We start from the raw sequence: 22021 nt of genomic DNA, 5'->3' as shown, positions 1-22021 counted from the left end.
GCCGGTGTGCGCGGTCAGAGCTGGGTGCGGGCCCGCTGCGTCAGGCCGTACTGCGACGCGATGGAGTTCCACAGCGTCGCGGCCTTCCCCTTCTGGGCGGAGGCCGTGCCGCTGGCCCGGTCGCCCGCCTGGGTCTGCCCGGTGGTGCGGGCATGGCCCTTGCGGCAGCCCTTCTTGTCGTTCTTGACCTGGTCGGCCCAGGCCGCGTAGTGGTTGTCGGCCGCGGCGGAGGCCTTCCAGCCGCTGTTGAGGGCGGCGCTCAGCTCGTCGTGGTTCGGCAGCTTGTCGACCGAGAGGCCGGCGAGCCGGGTGACCAGCTCGCCGCGCTGCTTGGCGGCGTCCCGCAGATCACTGGCCGCCTGGTCGAGGTCGCCGCACGCCTTCACGTTCGCCACGGCGTTGATCACCGAGTCGCGGCTGCTGGCGCTGTCCGCGAGGAGCTTGTCCAGTTCGACGGCCTGCGCCTTCACCGGATCGGCACCGGCGGGCGCCGACGAGCCCGCCGTCGCGGGCGCGGTCGCGGCCACCGTCGTGCCGGTGTCGTCCTTGCCGTCGTCGCCACCGCCGCCACCGCTGAGCAGGGCACCGGCGCCGACACCGAGCACGATGATGCCGACGCCGACCGCCGCGATCAGCGGGAGGCGTGAGCCGCCGCGGCCACCGCCGCCTCCGTCACCGCCGGACTGACCGGCACGCCGTCCGGCGGCACGTCCACCGCCGGCGCCGGGCACCGGCTGGGCGCCGTACCGGTCACCCGGTCGGTAGGGGTCCTGCGGGCCGTACGGGTCCTGCGGGCCGCCCGCGTCGATACGGGGCAGCATCTGCGTCGACCCGGCCACCTCCGGCTCGCTGCGGAAGAGATTGTCGAACTCCGCCGGGGGCTGCCGCTCCTCGGGCGCGCCGGAGGGCATCCCGTAGGACCCCGAGGGCTGCGTGGGAACGGGCGGGATGTACTGCGTGGCGTCGGCGTCCGAACCGCCCCGAGCGGTCTGCCCCGGGTAGTGCGGGGTGCCGGCCGCGACCTCCGGCGGCAGGGCGCCCGGCCCGACCGGCGGGATGAACTGGGTGGCGCCCTCGTCCGGCCCGGCGGGGACCGGCGGTATGAACTGCGTCGCCCCCTCGTCGGCACCCGGGGCGGCCGGTATGTACGGAATGTACTGGGTGGCGCCGTCCTCGCCGCCGGACGGGAGCTGAGTCCCGTGGCCGGCGTGCCCGCCCTGCTGCTCCTGGGTCCCGTAGGCGCCGTAGCCGTCGTATCCGGCGGCGGCGCCCGAGCCGTGCGCCCCCGGCGCATAGCCGTTCTGGGCGCCGTACGCCGAGGACTGCGCGCTCTCGGGCGGCAGCGGCGCGGAGCCGGATCCGGGCGCGCCGAAGCCGTGCGCCTGCTGTGCGCCGTGCGGATCCGCCGCCGCCGGCCAGCCCTGGGCACCGGGAGGCGTGGGGGCACCCCACGACGGATCGGCGTTCGCGGGCGCGCCCCAGCCGTCGGCGGCCTGTGGGGCGGGGGCGGCCGACTGGTCGGGGCCCCACTGTCCACCCCAGGCCGGACCACTGGCCGGGGTCACACGGTCACCCGTCGTGCCCGGCAGCAGAGGCTCGCTACCGTCGGAGGGCAGCACGATGCCTTCGCGCGCGGGCCGCGCCGAGGGCTCCTCGCCCTGTCCACTCTGCGTCACCGGGACTCCTACGAATGGGGGACCTTCGGAATCATCGGCTCACGCTACCGGGTCCCCACAACCCGGTGCCACGCAGCACCTGCGGTGACCGCGGCGCCCTGTGACGCGGGTAACGAAACCGCCCCCGAATGCGCTGTATCTCACTCCTCTCCCCCACAGCGCCCTCGTTTTCCCGGCGTTCACTCCTCTACGGGCCATATGTTCACGGACCCGAGCCCGGAAGACCGCGAAGCGAAATGATCACACCCGCACCGACGACCGCTGCCGCACGAGGTCTCCGGCGTGCGGTCACGCCGCCGCCTGCAACTCCATGCGCGCCCCGAACTCCCGCACCACGGCCTCGTCCTGGAACGGCGCCAGGCGCTGCTGAAGGTCCTCCAGATACTCGGCGCCGCGGTTGGAGCGGAGTGTGCCGAGGAGTTCGACGGCCCGCAGACCGGTGTGGCAGGCCTGCTCCACCTCGCGCCGCTGGACCTGTGCGGTGGCGAGCAGGACATAGCCGATGGCCCGGCGGCGGGCACGCGACTCGGGAAGGCGGGCCAGGGCCTCCTCGGCGCACCGCGCGGCGGCCTCGGCCTGGCCGAGGTCCCGGTGGCAGTGGGCCAACTCGTCGGCCAGATAGGCCTCGTCGAAGTGGGCGATCCACGTCGGGTCGTCCCCGGAGGCCGCGTCCGCGTTCTCCAGGGCCGTGACGGCCTTCCCGGACGCCACCTGCGCGGCGCGCGCGTCGCCCAGCAGCGCGTGCCCGCGCGCCTCGGCGGCGTGGAACATCGACTCCGCCCGCGGTGTCACCCGGCCGCGCGCCCCTTCCTGGGCCGCGCGCGCCAACTGCGCGATCTCGCGCGGGTTGCCGAGCTGGGCGGCCAGGTGGCTCATGGACGCGGCGAGGACGTAACCGCCGTAGGCGCGGTCGCCGGCCGCCTGCGCGAGCCGCAGTGCCTGGATGTAGTAGCGCTGGGCGAGCCCGGGCTGGCCGGTGTCGATGGCCATGTAGCCGGCGAGTTCCGTCAACCGGGAGACGGCGGCGAACAGTTCACGTCCGACCGCCTCGCGGTAGGAACCGGCGAGCAGCCCGGAGACCACGCTGTTCAGGTAGTGCACGACCACCGGGCGCACATGCCCGCTGCCGTACTGGTGGTCCAGGTCGGTCAGGGCCTGGGTCATCGCGCGGACGGCCGCCACGTCCGAGAGCCCGACGCGCGGGCCCGCCGACCTGGCCACCTGCGAGTCCGGCGACGAGATCAGCCAGTCGCGGCTCGGCTCGACGAGCGCGGAGGCGGCGACGGACGACCCGGACAGGAAGTCCCGCCGTCCCACGTCGCTGCGCCACAGCTCGCAGACCTGCTCGATCGCGCCCAGTATCGTCGGCGAGAACTGGAGCCCCACCCCGGACGCCAGGTTCTTGCCGTTGGCCATGCCGATCTCGTCGATCGTGACCGTCCTGCCGAGCTTGCGGCCGAGCGCCTCGGCGATGATCGCCGGAGCCCGCCCCCGGGGCTGCTGCCCACGCAGCCAGCGCGCGACCGACGTCTTGTCGTAGCGCAGATCGAGTCCGTGCTCCGCTCCGCACATGTTCACTCGGCGGGCCAGCCCGGCGTTCGAGCAGCCCGCTTCCTGGATGAGTGCCTGGAGCCGTTCGTTCGGCTGCCTGGCGATGAGAGGCCTTGCGGCCATGGCGTACCCCCTGTGGCTGCGGTGCCTGCCCACGCACCGAGTTGACGTGTCCTCACCGGCCGGTGCACCGAAGGAGGCCGGCCAGGAAGATCAATGCCCCGCAGACATACCGAAGATGCGAGACATGTGAGGATTGCCGGGGTAAGGGCGGTCGCCCGACCCCACCCCTGATTACCCGCTACCGGCTGCCGCTGCCCCCGCGCGCCCCCACACGTGCATCCATGCGCCCCAGCCGGGAAACCGATGCTCCTCCCCCGCGCGCGTGTCCCCCGTAACCCTGGGGTGACGCGGAAGTTGAGATCGACGTGGAAGAGATCATCACAGGAACCGAGTCCGCACACATTCCCCAGCAGCGTGGCGAATCGCTGCCGGAAACCGCCGTGCGCTATGCCGAGGAACGCCACTGGGACGTGTTTCCCGGCACCTGGCTGGTGACGGCCGGCGGGGTGCAGCTCTGCTCCTGCGGTGACCCCGCCTGCGCCGCGCCCGGCGCTCATCCGGCGCGCGAGGACTGGGCGGCCCAGGCCACGGGCAGCGCGACCGTCGCGCGGCGGTTCTGGTCGGTGCGGCCGGAGGCGTCGATCCTGTTGCCCACGGGGCGTGCGTTCGACGCGATCGACGTGCCCGAGACGGCCGGGTTCCTGGCGCTCGCCCGGATGCGGCGGATGGATCTCGCCCTCGGGCCGGTGACGTGCACCCCGGACCGCCGCATGCAGTTCTTCGTGCTCCCCGGAGCCGCGGCGAAGGTCCCCGCCCTGGTGCGGGCGCTGGGCTGGCCGCCCGCCTCGCTCGATCTGACCGTGCTCGGCGAGGGCGCCTACGTGGCCGCACCGCCGACCCGGGTCGGATCCCGGGGTGCCGTGCAGTGGGCCTGCCGGCCGACGCCCGCGAACCGCTGGCTGCCGGAGGCGGAGGAGCTGATCTCCCCGCTGGCCTACGCCTGCGGACGGGACCGGTAGCGACCGGCGGGGACCGCCGGAGAGGGGCGGGGACGGGCGGTGCCCGGACAGGAACGGGCGGAGCCCGGCCGGCATCCGTAGATCGACCGGACTCGGCGGGGACCGGTACCGGGCGGCCGGGGGCCCTTAGGGTGCCTGTATGAGCGAGGGAGCGAAGGGCGGCGGCGTGCCCGCCGTGCGTGTGCGGGGGCTCTGGAAGCGGTTCGGTGAGCAGGTCGCCGTGGCCGGGATCGATCTGGAGCTTCCCGCGGGACAGTTCATCGGGCTCGTCGGGCCGAACGGCGCCGGCAAGACCACCACCCTGTCGATGGTGACCGGGCTGCTCAGGCCCGATCAGGGCACGGTCGAGGTCGTCGGTCGCGACGTCTGGCGCGACCCCGCGGAGGTGAAGGCCCGGATCGGCGTGCTGCCGGAGGGGCTCCGGCTCTTCGAGCGGCTCTCCGGACGGGAACTGCTCGGCTACACCGGCCGGTTGAGGGGGCTGCCCGGCGCCGAGGTCGACAAGCGCGCCACCCAGCTCCTCGACGTCCTCGACCTCGCGGGCTCCCAGCACAAACTCGTCGTCGACTATTCGACGGGCATGCGCAAGAAGATCGGCCTGGCCTGCGCGCTGCTGCACAACCCCGAAGTCCTCTTCCTGGACGAGCCGTTCGAGGGCGTGGACCCGGTCTCCGCGCAGACCATCCGGGGCGTCCTGGAGCGGTACACCGCGTCCGGCGCCACCGTCGTCTTCTCCTCCCATGTGATGGAGCTGGTCGAGTCGCTGTGCGACTGGGTCGCCGTCATGGCCGCCGGGCGGATCCGCGCGCACGGCCCGCTCGCCGACGTGCGCGGCAGCGCGCCCTCGCTCCAGCAGGCCTTCCTGGAACTGGTCGGCGCGCACGGCCGCGGCACCACGGCCGATCTGGACTGGCTGGGCGGCGGGACGCCCCGATGAGCGCCGGCACCGGCGTCTCCGCCGCGTCGATCACCCCCGTCGTCGTACGGCTGAAGCTGTCGCTCCTGCGCAACGGCCTGCGGCAGTCCGCCGGGCGGCGGGCCGCGTTCATCGCGTCCACGGTGCTCGTGCTGCTCTTCGCCGCGCTCCAGCTGCTCGGCCTGATCGCTCTGCGCGGCAACGAGCACGCCGAGGCCGTCGGCGTCCTGCTCACGGTGATCCTGGCGCTCGGCTGGGCGGTGATGCCGCTGTTCTTCCCCAGCGGCGACGAGACGCTCGATCCGACGCGGCTGGTGATGCTGCCGCTGCGGCCCCGGCCGCTCGTCCGGGCGCTGCTGGCAGCCTCCCTGGTCGGTGTCGGGCCGCTCTTCACGTTCTGCCTGCTGCTCGGTTCGGTGATCGCGGTCGCGCACGGGGCGGCCGCGTACGCGACGGCGGTGGTCGCCCTCGTCCTCGCCCTGCTGGTCTGTGTGGCCCTCGCGCGGGCCGTCGCGGCCGCCAACATCCGGCTGCTGTCCAGCCGCAAGGGCCGCGATCTGGCGGTGCTCAGCGGACTGGTCGTCGCGGTCGGCGCCCAGCTCGTCAACTTCGGCGCGCAGCGGCTCGGTTCGGCGGGCGGGCTGTCGGAGCTGGACCCGGTGACGGACGTGCTGCGCTGGATCCCGCCCGCGTCGGCGGTCGGTGCCGTGGACTCGGTGAGCGACGGGTCGTACGGGGCGGGGACGGTCCAGCTCGCGCTGTGCGCGGCCGCCCTGGCGGGGCTGCTGGCGCTCTGGTCCCGTCATCTGACGCGGCTGATGACCTCACCCGACGGGTCCACGCTCCAGGCCGCGGAACCCGCCGCCAAGGAGCGCGGCCCCTCGGGGCTCGCGCGGCTGCTGCCGGCCGGACGCACCGGCACGGTCATGGAGCGCAGCCTGCGGTACGTGTGGCGCGATCCGAAGACCAAGGCGGCCTGGGTGACCTCGCTGGCCATCGGGCTGATCGTGCCGGTGTTCAACGCCCTCCAGGGCACCGGCTCGGTCTACTTCGCGTGCTTCGCGGCCGGGATGCTCGGGATCCAGATGTACAACCAGTTCGGGCAGGACACGTCCGCGTTCTGGATGGTGGCGCTGACGATCTCCTCGACCCGCGACGCCTATGTCGAGCTGCGCGGGCGGGCGCTGGCCCTGCTGTTGATCACCCTGCCGTACGCGACGCTCGTGACCACCCTGACGACCGGGCTGCTCGGCGCGTGGGGGAAGCTGCCCGAGGTGCTCGGCCTGTCCTTCGCGCTGCTCGGCGCGATGCTGGCGACCGGCGCCTGGTCCTCGGCGCGCTTCCCGTACTCCATCCCGCAGGAGGGCTACAAGAACGTGGCGCCCGGTCAGGCCGGTCTCGCCTGGATCGCGATCTTCGGCGGCCTGATCTCGGCCGCGCTGCTCGCCTCTCCCGTCATCGCCCTGACGATCTGGCTGAACGTGAGCGCCGACGGCGACCGCTGGACCTGGCTGCTGCTGCCCGTGGGCGCCGTCTACGGGGCGCTGATCACGCTGCTGGGGCTCAAGCTCGCGGCACCCCGGACGGCGGGGCGGCTGCCGGAGATCCTGACGGCGGTCAGCAAGGGGTGAGCGCGCGGGCCGTCACCGGTGCTTGCGCGGCGTTGCGGTGCGCGTCCCCCTGAAAGGTGAGCTGAGCGGCCGGGACGGCACACCGCGCCGCAGCACTATTGGGCACCGCACACGAGCGGAATATGAAGATCCGGTGAAGGTTCGTGATCATCTTGTGACGCGTCCGGACGGCGCCGGCGCTAGCCGGTGAGCACTCCGTCCAGGAACGGCTCGATCGCGGCGCGCCACGCCTCGGGCTGGTCGTAGTGCACGAGGTGGCCGGCGTCCGCGACCTCGGCGTACTGGCCGCGCGGCAGGACCCGGACCATCTCCTGGGACTCGGCCCGGCCGAGTTCGCCGTCGAGGCCGCGGACGACCAGGGCGGGGCACCGGACCTGGGCGAGCTCCTCCCAGTGGGCGTCGTACACCCAGGTCTGGCGGGACTTGAGCATCTGCTCGGGCTCGAAGACGGGGCGCCAGCCGTCGGGGGACTCGTGCATCACCTCGGCGTAGAACTCGCCGCGGGAGGGATTCGGGCGTTCCACCCAGGGATCGTCCTCGCCGAACCACTTCCGTACGTCGGCGAGTGTGGCGAAGGGGACGGGCCAGGCCTTGAACCAGTCCTCCCATTCGCGCTGGGAGGCGGAGCCGAGCGCCGAGGCCCGCATGTCGCAGATGATCAGGGCCCGGACGAGATCGGGGCGCTTGGCGGCGAGCTGCCAGCCGGTCAGTGCGCCCATCGCGTGGCCGACGACGACGGCCGGTCCGAGGCCGAGCTGGTCGAGGGCGGCCTCGGCGTCCTCGACGTAGGCCTCGCGGGTGTACTCGGCCTCCGGGGCCTTGCCGCTCTGGCCGTGACCGCGCTGGTCGAGGGCGATGGCGCGATGCCGCTCGGAGAGCCAGCGGGCGGTGGACGCCCAGTGCGAGGCGCGGCCCATGAGGCCGTGCAGTAACAGCACGCCGGGCGCCTCGGACGCCTTCGGCTGGTCACTCTTGGGAGGGTCGGCGTACTCCCATGCGGCAAGGCGTACACCGCCCGCTCCCGTCACGTCGATGCGCCGCACCATCGGTAATGGCACCCCCCTGGCTCGCTCGGACCCGCTCGCTGCCGCTCTTCCCGGCCGGTCCACTCGTACCGCTCTCTGCCGCTGTTCCCGGTGTGCGGGCCGATGCCCTCGCGCACTCCGCCACATCGTCACGTTATCGAATGGGGATTCGAGAATGGCCTTTCCGGCCGCAACACCCCTCGTTCGAGTGACCACCCGCCAGGATTGACCGCCGTCGCCCGGGGGAGATCTTCTGCGGGAGGCGGACCGCTCGGGGAAAACGGTCCGAAGGGAATGACCCTGGGAGCTCGGGGCTCCGGGTCAGCACAGGGGAGGACAGGCCCCGGCGCCGGAAGGCGCCGGGGCCCTCTCCGCGTCTGCGGCACATCCTCACGCCCCTCCCCGACCGTGCACGCTCGCTCCCGGACACGGTCAAGAGCCCTCAGGTCATATGCCTCACGCGACAGCCTCGCACGCAAACGGTCTCGGCGCTGCGATTCGGCACACTGAATCTTGGTTTCGAGATGGTCGCGGAAACATCACAACTGCCCCTCCCGCCACAGCAGTTGACCCGTCAGGGGCGGTACGGACAGGGGTGTCCGGCGTGCTCCCGGGCGCCGACGTGGAGGTCAGCGACTGCCGGCCTCTCGGTCGGCGCCCGGGAACTGCCCCTCGCGGGTACCGGAAGACGTGTCAGCGCTTGGCGACGAACACATGCGAGGCAACGTCCGCCTCCAGCTCCGCGGCCTCACCGCCGCTGCCGACGAGGACCCCGCCGGCCGACTCGGTCACGCTGACCACGGAACCGGGCTGCACGCCCGCCCGCCGCAGCGTGTACATGAGCTGGGCGTCCGTCTGGATCGGCTCTCCGATCCGCCGGACGACCACGGTCTTTCCGTCCAGACCCGGGTCCAGCTCGGACAGCGCCACCATGCCCTCGTCCAGGAACGGGTCCGCGCCGTCCTTCTCGCCCAGCTCCTCCAGGCCCGGGATCGGGTTTCCGTACGGCGACTCGGTCGGGTGGCGCAGCAGTTCCAGCACGCGCCGCTCCACCGCCTCGCTCATCACGTGCTCCCAGCGACAGGCCTCCGCGTGCACCTGCTCCCACTCCAGGCCGATCACGTCGACGAGCAGGCACTCGGCGAGACGGTGCTTGCGCATGACGCGGGTGGCCAGTCGCCGCCCCTCGTCGGTGAGTTCCAGATGCCGGTCGCTCGCCACCGCCACCAGACCGTCGCGCTCCATCCGCGCCACTGTCTGGCTCACCGTCGGGCCGCTCTGGTCGAGCCGCTCCGCGATCCGGGCGCGCATGGGGACAACGCCTTCCTCCTCCAGCTCGAGGATGGTGCGGAGATACATCTCCGTGGTGTCGATCAGTCCGGACATTCGTGCCCCTCGATTAGCTCTGCCGGAGACTCGATGGCCCACCGGCGTGTGCGCTGGCCCTGGACTCAATTCTGACGCATACCACTGACAACCGTGCCTCGCCGTCCGAACCGCTTGGCAACGATCGCCCCGGAATCCACGCGGACGAGGACCCGCCCGGCCCCCGGGCGCCCTCGCCACCGTGCTCGCGGGCGCCCCGGAAGCCGTATTGACAGGGCAGTGGTCCAGACCGCAACGTGATCCGCGACACGACGGGAGTACGGCCGCGCCGGGCGACCGGTTCAGCCGTTCGCCCGCCCCGCGCCGACCCGGCGCCGACGAGATCTCCAAGCCGACGAGACTTCTAAGGGGCTTCGCCGATGAGCGACAGCAAGCTGGCCGGGCAGTTCTTCGACGCCGCGATCGGCCTGCTGCGGCGGGTACGCGACGAGGACACCGGGGAGATCGAGGCGGCCGGGACCCTGATCGCGGACACCGTCGTGGACGGCGGCCGGCTCTTCGCCTTCGGCGCCGGTCACTCCTCGCTCGCCGCGCAGGACATCGTCTACCGCGCGGGCGGCCTCGCCCTGATGAACCTGCTGGCCGTACCGGGCGTGGTGGGCGTCGACGTCATGCCCGCGACCCTGGGCTCCGCCCTGGAGCGGGTCGACGGTCTGGCGAGCGCGGTCCTGGACTCCAGCCCGCTGCGCTCCGGCGACCTGCTGGTGATCATCTCGCTCTCCGGCCGCAACGCGCTCCCGGTGGAGATGGCGATGAACGCCCGCGCCCTGGGCGTGAAGGTCATCGGCGTCACCTCCGTCGCCTACGCCACCGAGACGACGTCACGGCACGTGTCGGGGACCTACCTCAAGGACCACTGCGACGTCGTCCTCGACTCGCGGATCCCGGTCGGCGACGCGGAACTCACCCTGGACTCCATCGAGGCACCCTTCGCCCCCGCTTCGACCGTCGTCACCTCGGCCCTTCTCCAGGCCGTGATGGCCACCGCGGCCGGCGCCCTCGCGGACCGCGGTATCGAGCCGCCCCTGCTCCGCTCGGGCAACGTCGACGGCGGCCACGAATGGAACGGCCGGGTCATGACGGAGTACGGGGACCGGATCTTCTACCGCCGCTAGGGCGCGTCCGGCGGACCGGGCAGGAGGAGCGCGTCCGGCGGACCGGGCCGGAGGAACTCACGGGCCCTGTGGCCTGTCCGCGAGTTCCTCCAGGTCCAGGGCCATCGCGATCCGTACGGCCACGTCCTCCGCGTACATCGCGTCCGAGCGCTCGAACCGGCTGCGGCCCGCGCTCCGCAGGAACGTCACGACGCCGAGCGTCCGGCCGCGGCTGCGCAGCACCGCGCACAGGGCGTACACGGAGTCGCGCGGCCACTGGCGGGCCAGGGCCCATTCCCGCGCCTGCTCGGGATCGGCGGCGGCCGCGTCGGCCCGGACCGAACCGGCGCGGTCCACGCACTGGAGCGCGGGGTGCCCCTCCCCGTAGCGCAGGGGCAGTCCGGCCTTGCCGGTGATGTGGCTCGGTCCGGGCGACCCGGCCGGCGTGGCGACGGTCCGTACGAGCCGGACGGGCCCCTCCCCGTTCGCCGGCCCGCCCGGGGCCACCCGGTCGACCAGGGCGTGGTCGGCGAAGCCCGCGAGGGCGAAGTCGAGGTGGACGGCGGCGGCCTCGCCCGGGTTCTCGCACTCGGCCGCGGCCCGCGCGGCACGGTGCAACTGGTTGGCGCGGAAGCGCAGCAGCGCCGCCTCCTGCTCGGTCTGCTTGGCCTCGGTCACGTCCTGGAAGAGCCAGCCGACACCGAGCGGTACGGGCTCCTCCGCGAGCGGCGAGGCGAGCCGCACGAAGCCGCTGCGCCAGCACCGCCGCTTCTCGCCCTCCGGCGTGCGCAGGCCCACCCACATCTCCGCGGGGGCCGGCGGCGCGCCTTCGGACAGGACGTGGGTGAGGGCGCTCTCCAGCTCCTCGCCGCCGTGGGAGAGCAGGTCCCCCAGCGGCCGGCCGAGGGCGGAGCTGCGGCCGGTGCCGAGGGCCTGCGCGGCGTAGGCGTTGACGACGGCGGGCCGCAGGTCCGCGTCGACGAGCACCACGCCCCAGCCGGCGTCCTCGAAGAGCGCCTCGCTCAGGGCGATCGACCGTTCGAGGTCGATCTGGGTGTGCACCTCGCTGAAGGCGCAGTACACCCCGGCGGGCTTGCCCTCCGGGCCGCGGACGGCGGCGGACTGGGTGCGGACGAGCACCCTTCCGCCGTCCTTGGTGAGGAGCGCGAACTCGTGCACCTGGCGGCCCGGCGCCTCCATGGCGGACATCAGCCGGCCCTCGACCTCCTGGGCGTCCGCGGTGCGCACGGCCCAGCCGGCGAATCCGCGCCGCCCCACCGCCTCGGCCGCCGTCCACCCGAGGATGCGCTCGGCCTCGCGGTTCCAGTGGGTGAGGACACCGTCGGCGTCGAAGGCGCACAGGGCGGCGTCCATGCCGTCCAGCAGCGCGGCAAGCAGATCGGAGCCGTCCGGCTCGGGCTCGTCCGGCCCCAGCTCGTCGGTGGTCCCACTACGCCGGGAAGCACTCACCTGGACCCCCTGCAGGCTGCGTCCGTGTGTACGGCGCGACAGTTCGCTCGCTCATCACCATTCAACTCGAACGTGACCGAGCCCACACCTCGTTCCCCGAAGATGCCCGAAGACGAGGGAAATCCCTGTGTGCCGCGAACAGCGCGAAGACCCCGAATAAATCGCTTGAGCCTTCCGGGACGGGTTCCTAAAGTTCTCCACACGTAGGAGAGGAGGTGGTTCGGCTCATGACGGAAACCCGGACATACGAGGTGGCTGCGGGCTAGCGGCCCGTTGTCGGACTCGGTTCGGCGCCGGACCGGCATGCGACACGCATGCAGCCGGCCCAATCCAACGCAGTCACCCGACCCGTGAGCTCGCCGGTGCGTCCGGCCGGCCCCGTCGCCGCGAGGCGGAGGGACCCGAGCTCACGGGTCGTCCGCGTTCCCGGTCCGCGCCCGCCGCTTCCGGGCGGACCCCTGGTGAACGCGGACCCCGGGCGAACGCGGGCCTCCAAGTGAGCGCGGACCATCGGGTGACCCGGGTCACAGGCGGTTCGCGGGGAGAGCAGTAGGCTGTGGCCATGCTTCCGATGCTCGTCCGACGCCGCCACGTGGATTTCGTGCGCGTCACGAGCATGGGCTGTCGGCGCTCCGCCTGACCGGCCCCCTTCGCACGGCTTCTTCCCTTCCCCGGCACCCGTGGCCCCCGCCCCACCCCCGGCGGCCGCCCGGGCACCCGTAGACCCCGCGGACGCACCTCATGACGACGAACACGTCTTCCACGTATTCCACCGCTGCCCAGGACGAGCGGCCCCCGGCCCCCTACCAGCAGCTTCCGATCATCGACCTCTCGGCCGCCGACCGCGGCCCCCAGGCACGGGCCCTGCTGCACGCGCAGCTCCACAGCGCCGCCCACGACGTGGGGTTCTTCCAGCTCGTCGGGCACGGAGTGACCGAGGCCGAGACCGACGCCCTGCTGCGGGCCATGCGCCGGTTCTTCGCGCTTCCCGAGGCCGACCGGCTGGCCCTCGACAACGTCTTCTCACCGCACTTCCGCGGGTACACGCGGACGGGCGACGAGCGCACCGGCGGCAGCCGCGACTGGCGGGACCAGCTCGACATAGGCGCCGAGCGGCCCGCGCGGGCGCCCGGTCCCGGCGAGCCCGCGTACTGGTGGCTCCAGGGGCCGAACCAGTGGCCGGCCGCGCTGCCGGAGCTGCGGACGGCCGCGCTGGCCTGGATGGAACGGCTGAGCGCGGTCGCGGCCCGGCTGCTGCGCGAGCTGCTGACCGCCATCGGGGCTCCCGCCGGCTTCTACGACCCGATCTTCGGCGAGCGTGCCCACCCGCACCTGAAGCTGGTGCGCTACCCGGGGAGCGCCGGCGACGGGGCCGACCAGGGCGTGGGCGCGCACAAGGACTACGGATTCCTGACGCTGCTGCTCCAGGACCGCATCGGCGGGCTCCAGGTACAGCGCGAGGACGGCCGTTTCCACGACGTGCCGCCGCTGCCGGGTGCCTTCGTGGTCAACCTGGGCGAGCTCCTGGAGGTCGCGACCAACGGCTATCTCGTGGCGACCAACCACCGGGTGGTGAGCCCGGCCGGGGCCACCGAGCGGTTCTCCGTGCCGTTCTTCTACAACCCGCGCCTGGACGCCCGGATCGAGCCGCTGCCGTTCCCGCACGCCTCCGCCGCGCCCGGCGTCACCGACGACCCGTCGAATCCGCTCTTCGCCGAGTACGGCTTCAACGAGCTCAAGGGCAAGCTGCGGGCGCACCCGCTCGTCGCCGCCCGCCACCACGCGGAGCTGCTCGCTCCCGCGTGATGACGGACGGCCCGCGACGCGGCCGGTGCGCCCCGCACAGGGCCGGCGCACCTCGCACGGGTCAGTGGACGATGTCCTCGAAGCCCTCGACCTCCTGGACGCCGCGCGTGCCGGGGCCCACGTAGTGCGCGGAGGGGCGCACCAGGCGGCCGGTGCGCTTCTGCTCCAGGATGTGCGCCGACCAGCCCGCGGTACGGGCGCACGTGAACATGGACGTGAACATGTGCGCCGGGATCTCGGCGAAGTCCAGGACGATGGCCGCCCAGAACTCGACGTTCGTCGCGAGGACGCGGTCCGGGCGGCGGGCGTGGAGCTCGGCGAGGGCGGCCTTCTCCAGGGCTTCGGCGACCTCGAAGCGGGGGGCGCCCAGCTCGCGCGCGGTGCGGCGCAGCACCCGGGCGCGCGGGTCCTCGGCGCGGTAGACGCGGTGGCCGAAGCCCATGAGGCGCTCGCCGTTGTCGAGGGCCTGCCGGACGTAGGCGTCGGCGTCCCCGGTGCGCTCGATCTCCTCGATCATGCCGAGGACGCGGGAGGGGGCGCCGCCGTGCAGCGGGCCCGACATGGCTCCCACGGCCCCGGAGAGCGCCGCGGCGACGTCCGCGCCGGTCGAGGCGATCACACGGGCGGTGAAGGTGGAGGCGTTCATGCCGTGCTCGGCGGCCGAGGTCCAGTAGGCGTCGACGGCGGCGACGTGCTTGGGGTCCGGCTCGCCGCGCCAGCGGATCATGAACCGCTCGACGATGGAGTGGGCCTTGTCGATCTCGTTCTGCGGGACCATGGGCAGGCCCTGCCCGCGGGCGGACTGGGCGACGTACGACAGCGCCATGACGGCGGCGCGGGCGAGGTCCTCGCGGGCCTGCTCGGCGTCGATGTCGAGGAGGGGTTTGAGGCCCCAGACGGGCGCGAGCATCGCGAGCGCGGACTGCACGTCGACGCGGATGTCGCCCGAGTGGACGGGGATCGGGAACGGCTCGGCGGGCGGCAGGCCGGGGTTGAAGGCGCCGTCGACGAGGAGTCCCCAGACGTTGCCGAAGGAGACGTGGCCGACGAGGTCCTCGATGTCGACGCCCCGGTACCGGAGAGCGCCGCCCTCCTTATCGGGTTCGGCGATCTCCGTCTCGAACGCGACGACTCCTTCGAGTCCGGGTACGAAGTCGGACATCAGGCGGCTCCTCGTGATGTGTGCGACGGATGGTGTTGTCGGGGTTGTGGTGACCCTGCGCCCCTGTGGGGGTGACGGTCGACGGTGAGGCGCTTCGCCGGCCGGTTCCGCGGTCGTCCGCGAAGACTCCCGAATGTTCTTCGGTCGGTCTCCGCCGGCTCGCGGTCCGAAAGCGGTCACCCCGGTGATGCCCCGTACGACTGGTCCTCCAACCGGAACGGCACCAGCACGATATCCCCGAGTGCCATCTTCAGGGAGAGAACGCGGCACTGAGTGCCACTGCGTGACGAAGCACACCCGCTCGCGCACCCGGCCCGCGCAGCACCCCGATACGGCAGGATGACGGCGTGAACGATCGTGTCCCGGACGAATCCACGAACGAGCCCCTCATCAAGGCCGCGGCCGAGGCCGCCGAGGCCGCGCACGAGAAGATCGCCGCCGACCCGGCGTCCATGCGGGCGCACTACCGCGCCGAGGGACTCGACGAGGGCGATCTCGCCGCGCACCCGATGGAGCAGTTCTCCCGCTGGTTCGAACAGGCGGCGCAGGCGGCGGTGCACGGTTTCGTGCACGAGCCGAACGCGATGGTCGTCTCCACGGCGGACGCCGAGGGCCGGCCCAGCTCCCGCACGGTGCTGCTCAAGGGGTACGACGACCGGGGCTTCGTCTTCTACACGAACTACGACTCCCGCAAGGCCCGCGAGCTGGCCCACAACCCGTACATCTCGCTGCTCTTCCCGTGGCATCCGCTGGCCCGGCAGGTCATCGTCACCGGGACGGCGCGGCGCACGGGCCGGGAGGAGACCGCCGCGTACTTCCGCACCCGCCCGCACGGCTCCCAGCTCGGCGCCTGGGCGAGCACCCAGTCCACCGTCATCTCCGGGCGCAGCGAGCTGGATGTCGCGTACGCGGAGCTGGACGCCCGCTACCCGGAGGGCGAGCGGGTGCCCGTGCCGCCGCACTGGGGCGGATTCCGGATCGCCCCGCAGACGGTCGAGTTCTGGCAGGGCCGCGAGAACCGTCTCCACGACCGGCTCCGCTACGTGGCCCGGTCCGACGGCGGCTGGCGGATCGAGCGGCTCAGCCCCTGACCGGGGGCCGGGAACGCCGCGGGGCCGCGGCGCGGGCGGGCGCCGGGCCGCGGATCAGCCGAGCGTCTCCTCCACGATCGTCCCCCACTGCGCCACGACCCGCTCCCGGCGCGCGGTGTCGTCGGTGAGCAGGTTCGCGAGGCCGAGCCCGCGCGCCATGTCGAGCAGCCCCTGCACCGTCTCGCGCACCCCGGGCCGGGACTCGTCCGCGCCCAGCAGGTCCACCGCGATGCGGTGGCTCTCGCGGCCGACGCGCCCTTCGAGCTCGGTCACCCGCGCACGGAGCTGATCCTCGTTCGAGGCCGCGACCCAGAGGTGGAGGGCGGCGCGGAACAGCGGCCCGGTGTAGAGGCCGACGAGGGCCTCGACGACGGCACGCCGGTCGGCGGGGCCGTCGGGGAAGAGGTCCCGCAGGGCGCTGGAGCGTTCCTCGGCGACGTACTCGACGGCCGCCGTGAAAAGGTCCTCGCGGGTGGGGAAGTGGTGCTGGGCGGCGCCCCGGGACACCCCGGCGCGCTCGGCGACGACGGAGACCGTGGAGCCCGCCCAGCCGTGTTCGGCGAGGCAGGCCACGGCGGCGGCCAGGAGCCGCTGCCGGGTGACCCGGCTGCGGTCCTGTTTGGGGACGTGCGGAGTACGTGCCGCGTGTTCCGTCGAGCTCACACCACCCATGCGGGATCCCGTCGTTCGAGGAAGGCCGTCATCCCCTCGCGGGCCTGCGCGGAGGAGAACAGCCGGGCCGAGAGTGCGGTGAGGGCCGCCGCGTCCCGGTCGAAGGTCTCCAGCACCTTAGCCGTGAGCAGCGCCTTCGTCTCGGCGAGGGCTTCGGGGGCCGCCCGGCGCAGCCCGTCGAGGACGGGTGCGAGGACGGCGTCCACGTCGTCCCCGGACGCCGTGAGGAGCCCGGTGCGGACGGCCTCGGGCGCGTCGAAGCGTTCGCCGGTGAGGTAGTACCGGGCGAGTGCGCGCGGGTCGGTGCGGGGCAGCAGCGGCAGCGAGATGACGGCGGGGGCGACCCCGATCCGTACCTCGGTGAGGGCGAAGCTCGCCGCCTCGCCCGCGACCGCGATGTCGCAGGCCCCGAGCAGGCCGAGGCCGCCCGCCCGGACGTGTCCCTCCACCCGGGCCACGACGGGCTTGCGCAGCTCGACGATCTGCCGGAGCAGGCCGACGAAGGCCTCCGGTGGCGGGGGGTCGCGCAGGTCGGCGCCCGCGCAGAAGGTGTTCCCGGTGTGGGTCAGGACGACGGCGCGTACGTCGCCGTCCTTGCCGCAGCGGGTGAGCGCGTCGGCGAGCTCGCCCACGAGGACGCCCGACAGCGCGTTGCGGGTGGCGGGCGAGTCCAGGGTGAGCGTGGTGATGCCGCGCTCGTGTTCGGTGCGGACGACGGTCATGACAGGCCTCGCAGTTCGCGGCGCAGGATCTTCCCGGAGACGGCCCTCGGGACGGCGTCGATGAAGGTGACGACGCGGACCCGCTTGTACGGGGAGACGCGCTCGGCGACGTACAGCATGACCTCGTTCGCGGAGAGGTCGGCGGCCGAGGGCTGGCGTACCACGAAGGCGTGCGGGACCTCGTTGTTGTCCTCGTTGTAGGACCCGATGACGGCGGCGTCGGCGATGCCGGGGTGGGTGAGCAGCAGTGCCTCCAGTTCGGCGGGGGCGACCTGGAAGCCCTTGTACTTGATGAGCTCCTTGACGCGGTCCACGACGAACAGCCAGCCGTCCGCGTCGACACGACCGACGTCCCCGGTGTGCAGCCAGCCGTCGGGGTCGATCATCGCGGCGGTCGCGTCGGGCCGGCCCAGATAGCCCTTCATGACCTGGGGTCCCCGGACGACGATCTCACCGCGTTCTCCGACGCCGACGTCCTTGTCCGGGTCGTCGAGGGAGACGATGCGCATCTCGGTGCCCGCGACGAGTTTGCCGACCGTCCCCGGGGGCGGGTTCTCGGCGTCCAGCGGGACGACGTGCGTGCCGGGCGACAGTTCGGTCATGCCGTAGGCCTGACCCACCGGAGGCAGCCCGAGCCTGGCCGAACAGGCGGCCGCGAGCGCGGCGTCCAGGGGCGCGGCCGCCGAGACGATGTACTCCAGGGACGACAGGTCGTACTCCGCGACGGCGGGGTGCTTGGCGAGCGCCAGGACGATCGGCGGCGCCACGTACAGACCGGTGATGCGGTGTTCCTGGATGGCGCCGAGAAAGGTGTCGAGGTCGAAGCGGGGCAGCACGACCACGGTGGCGCCCTGCCGCAGGGGGGCGTTCATCAGGGCCGTCAGTCCGTAGATGTGGAAGAACGGCAGCACGGCGAGGATGCGCTCGCCGGGGCCCATCGGCATGGCCGGCGAGAGCTGGGCGAGGTTGGTGGCTATGGAGCGGTGGGTGAGCATCACGCCCTTGGGGACGCCCGTGGTGCCCGAGGAGTACGGGAGCGCCGCCACGTCCTCGACGGGGTCGATGTCCACCCGCGGTTCGGGCGCGGTGCTGCCCAGCAGGTCGAGCATGGACCGGTGGCCCTCCGCCTGGTCGCAGACGAAGATCTCCCGTACGCCGCCCGCGAGTTCGGCCGCCCGGCGGGCGGTGTCCAGCAGGGGCGAGACGGTCACGATCCAGCGGGCCGAGGAGTCCAGGAGCTGCTTGGCGAACTCCTCCGCCGTGGCGAGCGGGTGCACCGTGGTGACCGACGCCCCCGCGCGCGTGGCCCCGTAGAAGACCACGGGGAAGGCGATGGTGTTGGGGCTGTGCAGGGCGAGCACGTCGCCCTTGCGCAGCCCCGCCTCGGCGAACGCGGCGGCCAGCCGCCGGTGGAACTGGTCGACCTGCGCGTAGCTGAGCGTGGTGCCGTCGACGCCGTCGACGAGCGCGGGCGTCTCGCCGCGCTCGGCTGCGCGGCCCAGGACGGCCTCGTGGATGGGTTCCTCGACGGCCGGTACATCTGCGTACTCGCTGCGGAACACGGTTCCTCCTAGAGCGCTCAGTACGACTTGGGCAGGCCCAGGGTCTGGTGGGAGACGTAGTTGAGAATCATCTCCCGGCTCACCGGCGCGATACGAGACACGCGCGCCGCCGTGATGAGGGAGGCGAGGCCGAACTCCCGGGTGAGGCCGTTGCCCCCGAGGGTGTGCACGGCCTGGTCGACGGCCCGTACACAGGCCTCACCGGCCGCGTACTTGGCCATGTTGGCGGCCTCCCCCGCCCCGATGTCGTCGCCCTCGTCGTACAGGTACGCGGCCTTCTGCATCATCAGCCGGGCCAGTTCGAGCTCGATGTGGGCCTGAGCGAGGGGGTGGGCGATGGCCTGGTGCGCACCGATCGGCGCCTTCCAGACGGTGCGTTCCCGCGCGTACTCCACGGCCCTGGCGAGCGCGAAACGGCCCATGCCGATCGCGAACGCGGCCGTCATCACGCGCTCCGGGTTGAGACCGGCGAACAGTTGCAGCAGTCCCGCGTCCTCGTCGCCGACCAGCGCCTCGGCCGGCAGCCGCACCTCGTCCAGCGTGAGCTCGAACTGCTTCTCCGCGCTGGCCAGTTCCATGTCGATCTGCCGCCGTCCGAAGCCCTCGGCGTCGCGCGGGACGATGAACAGGCAGGGCTTGAGACTGCCGGTGCGGGCGTCCTCGGTGCGGCCCACGATGAGCGTCGCGTCGGCGATGTCGACGCCGGAGATGAACACCTTGCGGCCGGTCAGGACCCAGTCGGTGCCGTCACGGCGGGCCGTGGTGGTGATGCGGTGCGAGTTGGAGCCGGCGTCGGGCTCGGTGATGCCGAACGCCATCGTGCGGGTGCCGTCCGACAGGCCCGGCAGCCAGGTGCGCTTCTGCTCCTCCGTGCCGAAACGGGCGATGACCGTGCCGCAGATGGCGGGCGAGACGACGAGCATCAGCAGCGGACAGCCGGCCGCGCCCAGCTCCTCCAGGACGATGGACAGTTCCGCGATGCCGCCGCCTCCGCCGCCGTACTCCTCCGGGAGGTTCACCCCGAGATAGCCGAGCTTGCCCGCCTCGGCCCACAGCTCGTCGGGGTGACCGCCCTCGGCGACGGCCTTGGTGAGGTACGCGCGGCCGTAGCGCTTGCCGAGAGCGGCGACCGCGGAACGGAGCGCCTTGTGTTCGTCGGTCTCTGTGACAGGGCTCATGAGGGCTCCTCGATAAGGAGAGTACGGAAAATACGGCCTGTGCATAGCGGTCGGGCCCGCGCGGCGGACCCCTCGCGCGGTGGTGCGGCCCGGCGCCCCGGAGCGGGGCGCCGGCTCATCCGGCGCCGGTCTCCGGCGCCCCGCCGGGCGCCGTCTCCTCCGTGACGACGGCCAGCAGCGCGCCCACCTCCACCTGCTGTCCGACCACGGCGTGCAGGGCGGTGAGCGTCCCCGCCGTCGGCGCCGAGATCCTGTGCTCCATCTTCATCGCCTCCAGCCACAGCAGCGGCTCCCCGGCCCGCACGGCGGCGCCCTCGGCGAGCCCCTCGGCCACCCGGACCACGGTGCCGGGCATCGGGGCGAGCAGCGAGCCCGGAGCCCGGTCCGCGGCCGGATCGGGGAAGCGGGGGAGCTCGGTCAGCGCGGTCGCGTTCACGAAGACCCGGCCGCCGCCGTACCGCGCGACCTCGAACGTCCGCCGCACGCCCGCCACTTCGAGGACGACACGGCCGGCGTCGGCGTGCAGCACGCGCACCCCGTCGGCCGCGAGTCCCTGACGCGTGTGCCGGTACGCGGCCTCGTGCTCGGCGCCGTGCATCCGGTAGCGCCTGGTCTGCGGAGCCGACGCCAGGTTGCGCCAGCCGCCGAACCGGGAACGCCCGTGCGCGTCGGCCAGGGCCGCGGCCAGCGGGGCGTACGGGTCCGGGGCGGGCTCCGTCAGCGCGGCGAGGTGACGGTCGTAGAAGCCCGTGTCCATGCGGGCCTCCGTGAACTCCTCGTGGCGCAGCGACCGTACGAGCAGATCGCGGTTGGTGACCGGGCCGTGGAGCGTGGCCCGCTCCAGGGCGCCCGCCAGCCTCCGCACGGCCTCCGCGCGGGTGGCGCCGTGCGCGACGACCTTCGCGAGCATCGGGTCGTAGTGGATGCCGACCGAGTCGCCGTCGGCGAACCCGGTGTCCAGCCGGACGCCGTCCGGGACGGCGATCCTGTGCAGGGTGCCCGTCTGCGGCGCCCAGGCGCCCGCCGGGTCCTCCGCGTACAGCCGGGCCTCGACCGCGTGGCCCCGCGCGGGCGGGGGTTCGCCCTCCAGCCGCTCCCCCTCCGCGACCCGCAGTTGCAGGGCCACCAGGTCGACCCCGAACACCGCCTCCGTCACCGGGTGTTCGACCTGGAGGCGGGTGTTCATCTCCAGGAAGTGCGCGGTGCCGTCGGCGACCAGGAACTCGACCGTGCCGGCACCGACGTAGTCCACGGCGCGGGCGGCGCGCACCGACAACTCGTACAGACTCCGGGTGAGTTCGTCCCCCAGCCCGGGGGCCGGCGCCTCCTCGATCACCTTCTGGTGGCGGCGCTGGAGGGAGCAGTCGCGGGTGCCTAGCGGCCAGACCGTGCCGTGCGCGTCGGCCAGGATCTGCACCTCGACGTGCCGGCCGCCCTCCACGTACGGCTCGACGAACACCTCGCCGTCGCCGAAGGCGCTCAGCGCCTCCGCCCGGGCCGCCTCCAACTCGGCGTCCAGATCCGCCAGTTCACGGACGATCCGCATCCCGCGCCCACCGCCGCCCGCGGCGGCCTTGACCAGCACCGGCAGGTCCCCGGCGGTGACCCGCTCCAGGGGTGCGAGCCCCATCAGCTTCTTGGCCCGCGTCTTGGACGCCATCGCCTCGATCGCCTCGGGGGACGGCCCGACCCACACCAGCCCGGCGTCGATCACCGCCCGCGCGAAATCCGCGTTCTCCGACAGGAACCCGTACCCCGGGTGCACCGCGTCCGCGCCCGCGTCCAGCGCGGCCCGCACGACGAGATCGGCCCGCAGATACGTCTCGGCGGGTGTCGCGCCCGGCAGCCGCACCGCCGCGTCCGCCTCGCGCGTGTGCAGGGCGTTCTCGTCGGCGTCGGAATACACCGCGACGGTGCGCACCCCGGCCGCACGGCAGGTGCGGAAGACCCGGCAGGCGATCTCGCCCCGGTTGGCGACCAGCAGACTCGCAATCAAG

The 22021-nt window shown here is 73.1% G+C and carries 17 protein-coding genes; 6 read left to right on the top strand and 11 right to left on the bottom strand.

All coding sequences use genetic code 11. From position 1 onward, the window contains the following. Positions 1–14 precede the first annotated feature (14 nt). Together ACIQ7M_RS21140 and ACIQ7M_RS21135 are read right to left on the bottom strand one after the other, a co-directional pair. Complete coding sequence (locus ACIQ7M_RS21140; RefSeq protein ID WP_403646428.1) at positions 15–1676, bottom strand: hypothetical protein; 1662 nt, start codon at positions 1674–1676, stop codon at positions 15–17. Positions 1677–1964: 288 nt separating this feature from the next. Beyond that, entirely contained in the window at positions 1965–3350 is a 1386-nt protein-coding gene (locus tag ACIQ7M_RS21135; protein ID WP_355765437.1) for a transcriptional regulator, read from the bottom strand. A 305-nt stretch (positions 3351–3655) separates the two neighbouring features. Between ACIQ7M_RS21135 and ACIQ7M_RS21130 the strand changes: the two genes are divergently transcribed. From ACIQ7M_RS21130 to ACIQ7M_RS21120, 3 genes are all read left to right on the top strand, one after another. Continuing rightward, positions 3656–4309, top strand: a complete 654-nt coding sequence (locus ACIQ7M_RS21130; protein WP_403646424.1) for a bifunctional DNA primase/polymerase — start codon at positions 3656–3658, stop codon at positions 4307–4309. Between the two features lie 139 nt (positions 4310–4448). Further along, the gene (locus ACIQ7M_RS21125; protein ID WP_403646421.1) at positions 4449–5246 is read left to right on the top strand and encodes an ABC transporter ATP-binding protein; all 798 of its coding nucleotides are present in this window, start codon (positions 4449–4451) and stop codon (positions 5244–5246) included. Further along, a complete protein-coding gene (locus ACIQ7M_RS21120; protein WP_403646419.1) occupies positions 5243–6856 on the top strand; it encodes a transporter in 1614 nt (537 codons plus the stop codon). The genes ACIQ7M_RS21125 and ACIQ7M_RS21120 overlap by 4 nt, the downstream gene beginning before the upstream one ends. 179 nt (positions 6857–7035) lie before the next feature. On the opposite strand, the gene ACIQ7M_RS21115 is transcribed toward ACIQ7M_RS21120, so the two are convergent. Both ACIQ7M_RS21115 and ACIQ7M_RS21110 read right to left on the bottom strand, forming a co-directional pair. Continuing rightward, positions 7036–7902 carry an alpha/beta hydrolase gene (locus ACIQ7M_RS21115; RefSeq protein WP_355765449.1) on the bottom strand — a complete coding sequence of 289 codons (867 nt, stop codon included), beginning with the start codon at positions 7900–7902 and terminating at the stop codon, positions 7036–7038. Between the two features lie 672 nt (positions 7903–8574). Next, positions 8575–9267, bottom strand: coding sequence for a metal-dependent transcriptional regulator (locus tag ACIQ7M_RS21110; RefSeq protein ID WP_103554111.1), 693 nt, complete (start codon positions 9265–9267; stop codon positions 8575–8577). Positions 9268–9626: 359 nt separating this feature from the next. Between ACIQ7M_RS21110 and ACIQ7M_RS21105 the strand changes: the two genes are divergently transcribed. Beyond that, positions 9627–10382 carry an SIS domain-containing protein gene (locus tag ACIQ7M_RS21105; RefSeq protein ID WP_355772740.1) on the top strand — a complete coding sequence of 252 codons (756 nt, stop codon included), beginning with the start codon at positions 9627–9629 and terminating at the stop codon, positions 10380–10382. A 57-nt stretch (positions 10383–10439) separates the two neighbouring features. On the opposite strand, the gene ACIQ7M_RS21100 is transcribed toward ACIQ7M_RS21105, so the two are convergent. Then, the gene (locus ACIQ7M_RS21100; protein ID WP_403646414.1) at positions 10440–11831 is read right to left on the bottom strand and encodes a PAS domain-containing protein; all 1392 of its coding nucleotides are present in this window, start codon (positions 11829–11831) and stop codon (positions 10440–10442) included. Positions 11832–12572: 741 nt separating this feature from the next. On the opposite strand from ACIQ7M_RS21100, the gene ACIQ7M_RS21095 reads away from it, so the two are divergent. After that, a complete protein-coding gene (locus ACIQ7M_RS21095; RefSeq protein WP_403646411.1) occupies positions 12573–13637 on the top strand; it encodes an isopenicillin N synthase family dioxygenase in 1065 nt (354 codons plus the stop codon). A gap of 61 nt (positions 13638–13698) precedes the next feature. Here the strand turns inward: ACIQ7M_RS21095 and ACIQ7M_RS21090 are convergent, their stop codons facing one another. Further along, complete coding sequence (locus ACIQ7M_RS21090; protein ID WP_355772748.1) at positions 13699–14799, bottom strand: citrate synthase 2; 1101 nt, start codon at positions 14797–14799, stop codon at positions 13699–13701. A gap of 452 nt (positions 14800–15251) precedes the next feature. Between ACIQ7M_RS21090 and pdxH the strand changes: the two genes are divergently transcribed. Continuing rightward, positions 15252–15890, top strand: a complete 639-nt coding sequence (gene pdxH, locus ACIQ7M_RS21085; protein WP_355772760.1) for a pyridoxamine 5'-phosphate oxidase — start codon at positions 15252–15254, stop codon at positions 15888–15890. 54 nt (positions 15891–15944) lie between these two features. Here pdxH and ACIQ7M_RS21080 read toward each other — a convergent pair whose 3' ends face one another. The 5 genes from ACIQ7M_RS21080 to ACIQ7M_RS21060 form a co-directional block, all read right to left on the bottom strand. Further along, a complete protein-coding gene (locus ACIQ7M_RS21080) occupies positions 15945–16562 on the bottom strand; it encodes a TetR/AcrR family transcriptional regulator (RefSeq protein ID WP_403646408.1) in 618 nt (205 codons plus the stop codon). After that, positions 16550–17284, bottom strand: coding sequence for an enoyl-CoA hydratase family protein (locus ACIQ7M_RS21075; protein ID WP_403646405.1), 735 nt, complete (start codon positions 17282–17284; stop codon positions 16550–16552). The genes ACIQ7M_RS21080 and ACIQ7M_RS21075 overlap by 13 nt, the downstream gene beginning before the upstream one ends. Continuing rightward, positions 17281–18846: a 4-coumarate--CoA ligase family protein gene (locus ACIQ7M_RS21070; RefSeq protein WP_403646402.1), complete on the bottom strand. Its 1566-nt coding sequence runs from the start codon at positions 18844–18846 to the stop codon at positions 17281–17283. The genes ACIQ7M_RS21075 and ACIQ7M_RS21070 overlap by 4 nt, the downstream gene beginning before the upstream one ends. 17 nt (positions 18847–18863) lie before the next feature. After that, a complete protein-coding gene (locus tag ACIQ7M_RS21065; RefSeq protein ID WP_389844596.1) occupies positions 18864–20024 on the bottom strand; it encodes an acyl-CoA dehydrogenase family protein in 1161 nt (386 codons plus the stop codon). Positions 20025–20139: 115 nt separating this feature from the next. Continuing rightward, the gene (locus ACIQ7M_RS21060; protein ID WP_403646399.1) at positions 20140–22020 is read right to left on the bottom strand and encodes an acetyl/propionyl/methylcrotonyl-CoA carboxylase subunit alpha; all 1881 of its coding nucleotides are present in this window, start codon (positions 22018–22020) and stop codon (positions 20140–20142) included. Between the last annotated feature and the right edge of the window lies 1 nt (position 22021).

The sequence above is a fragment of the Streptomyces sp. NPDC096324 genome, assembly GCF_044763015.1.
Classification (GTDB): Bacteria; Actinomycetota; Actinomycetes; order Streptomycetales; family Streptomycetaceae; genus Streptomyces.
The sequence above is the reverse complement of the archived record's forward strand: the minus strand, read 5'-3'. Positions and strand labels throughout refer to the sequence as shown.

What these genes read in the sequence shown, in the direction of transcription:
- ACIQ7M_RS21135 (WP_355765437.1), bottom strand. Translation starts at nt 3,350, where the DNA reads ATGGCCGCAAGGCCTCTCATCGCCAGGCAGCCGAACGAACGGCTCCAG.
- ACIQ7M_RS21090 (WP_355772748.1), bottom strand. Translation starts at nt 14,799, where the DNA reads ATGTCCGACTTCGTACCCGGACTCGAAGGAGTCGTCGCGTTCGAGACG.
- ACIQ7M_RS21115 (WP_355765449.1), bottom strand. Translation starts at nt 7,902, where the DNA reads ATGGTGCGGCGCATCGACGTGACGGGAGCGGGCGGTGTACGCCTTGCC.
- ACIQ7M_RS21125 (WP_403646421.1), top strand. Translation starts at nt 4,449, where the DNA reads ATGAGCGAGGGAGCGAAGGGCGGCGGCGTGCCCGCCGTGCGTGTGCGG.
- ACIQ7M_RS21105 (WP_355772740.1), top strand. Translation starts at nt 9,627, where the DNA reads ATGAGCGACAGCAAGCTGGCCGGGCAGTTCTTCGACGCCGCGATCGGC.
- ACIQ7M_RS21065 (WP_389844596.1), bottom strand. Translation starts at nt 20,024, where the DNA reads ATGAGCCCTGTCACAGAGACCGACGAACACAAGGCGCTCCGTTCCGCG.
- ACIQ7M_RS21080 (WP_403646408.1), bottom strand. Translation starts at nt 16,562, where the DNA reads ATGGGTGGTGTGAGCTCGACGGAACACGCGGCACGTACTCCGCACGTC.
- pdxH (WP_355772760.1), top strand. Translation starts at nt 15,252, where the DNA reads ATGCGGGCGCACTACCGCGCCGAGGGACTCGACGAGGGCGATCTCGCC.
- ACIQ7M_RS21095 (WP_403646411.1), top strand. Translation starts at nt 12,573, where the DNA reads ATGACGACGAACACGTCTTCCACGTATTCCACCGCTGCCCAGGACGAG.
- ACIQ7M_RS21075 (WP_403646405.1), bottom strand. Translation starts at nt 17,284, where the DNA reads ATGACCGTCGTCCGCACCGAACACGAGCGCGGCATCACCACGCTCACC.
- ACIQ7M_RS21120 (WP_403646419.1), top strand. Translation starts at nt 5,243, where the DNA reads ATGAGCGCCGGCACCGGCGTCTCCGCCGCGTCGATCACCCCCGTCGTC.
- ACIQ7M_RS21110 (WP_103554111.1), bottom strand. Translation starts at nt 9,267, where the DNA reads ATGTCCGGACTGATCGACACCACGGAGATGTATCTCCGCACCATCCTC.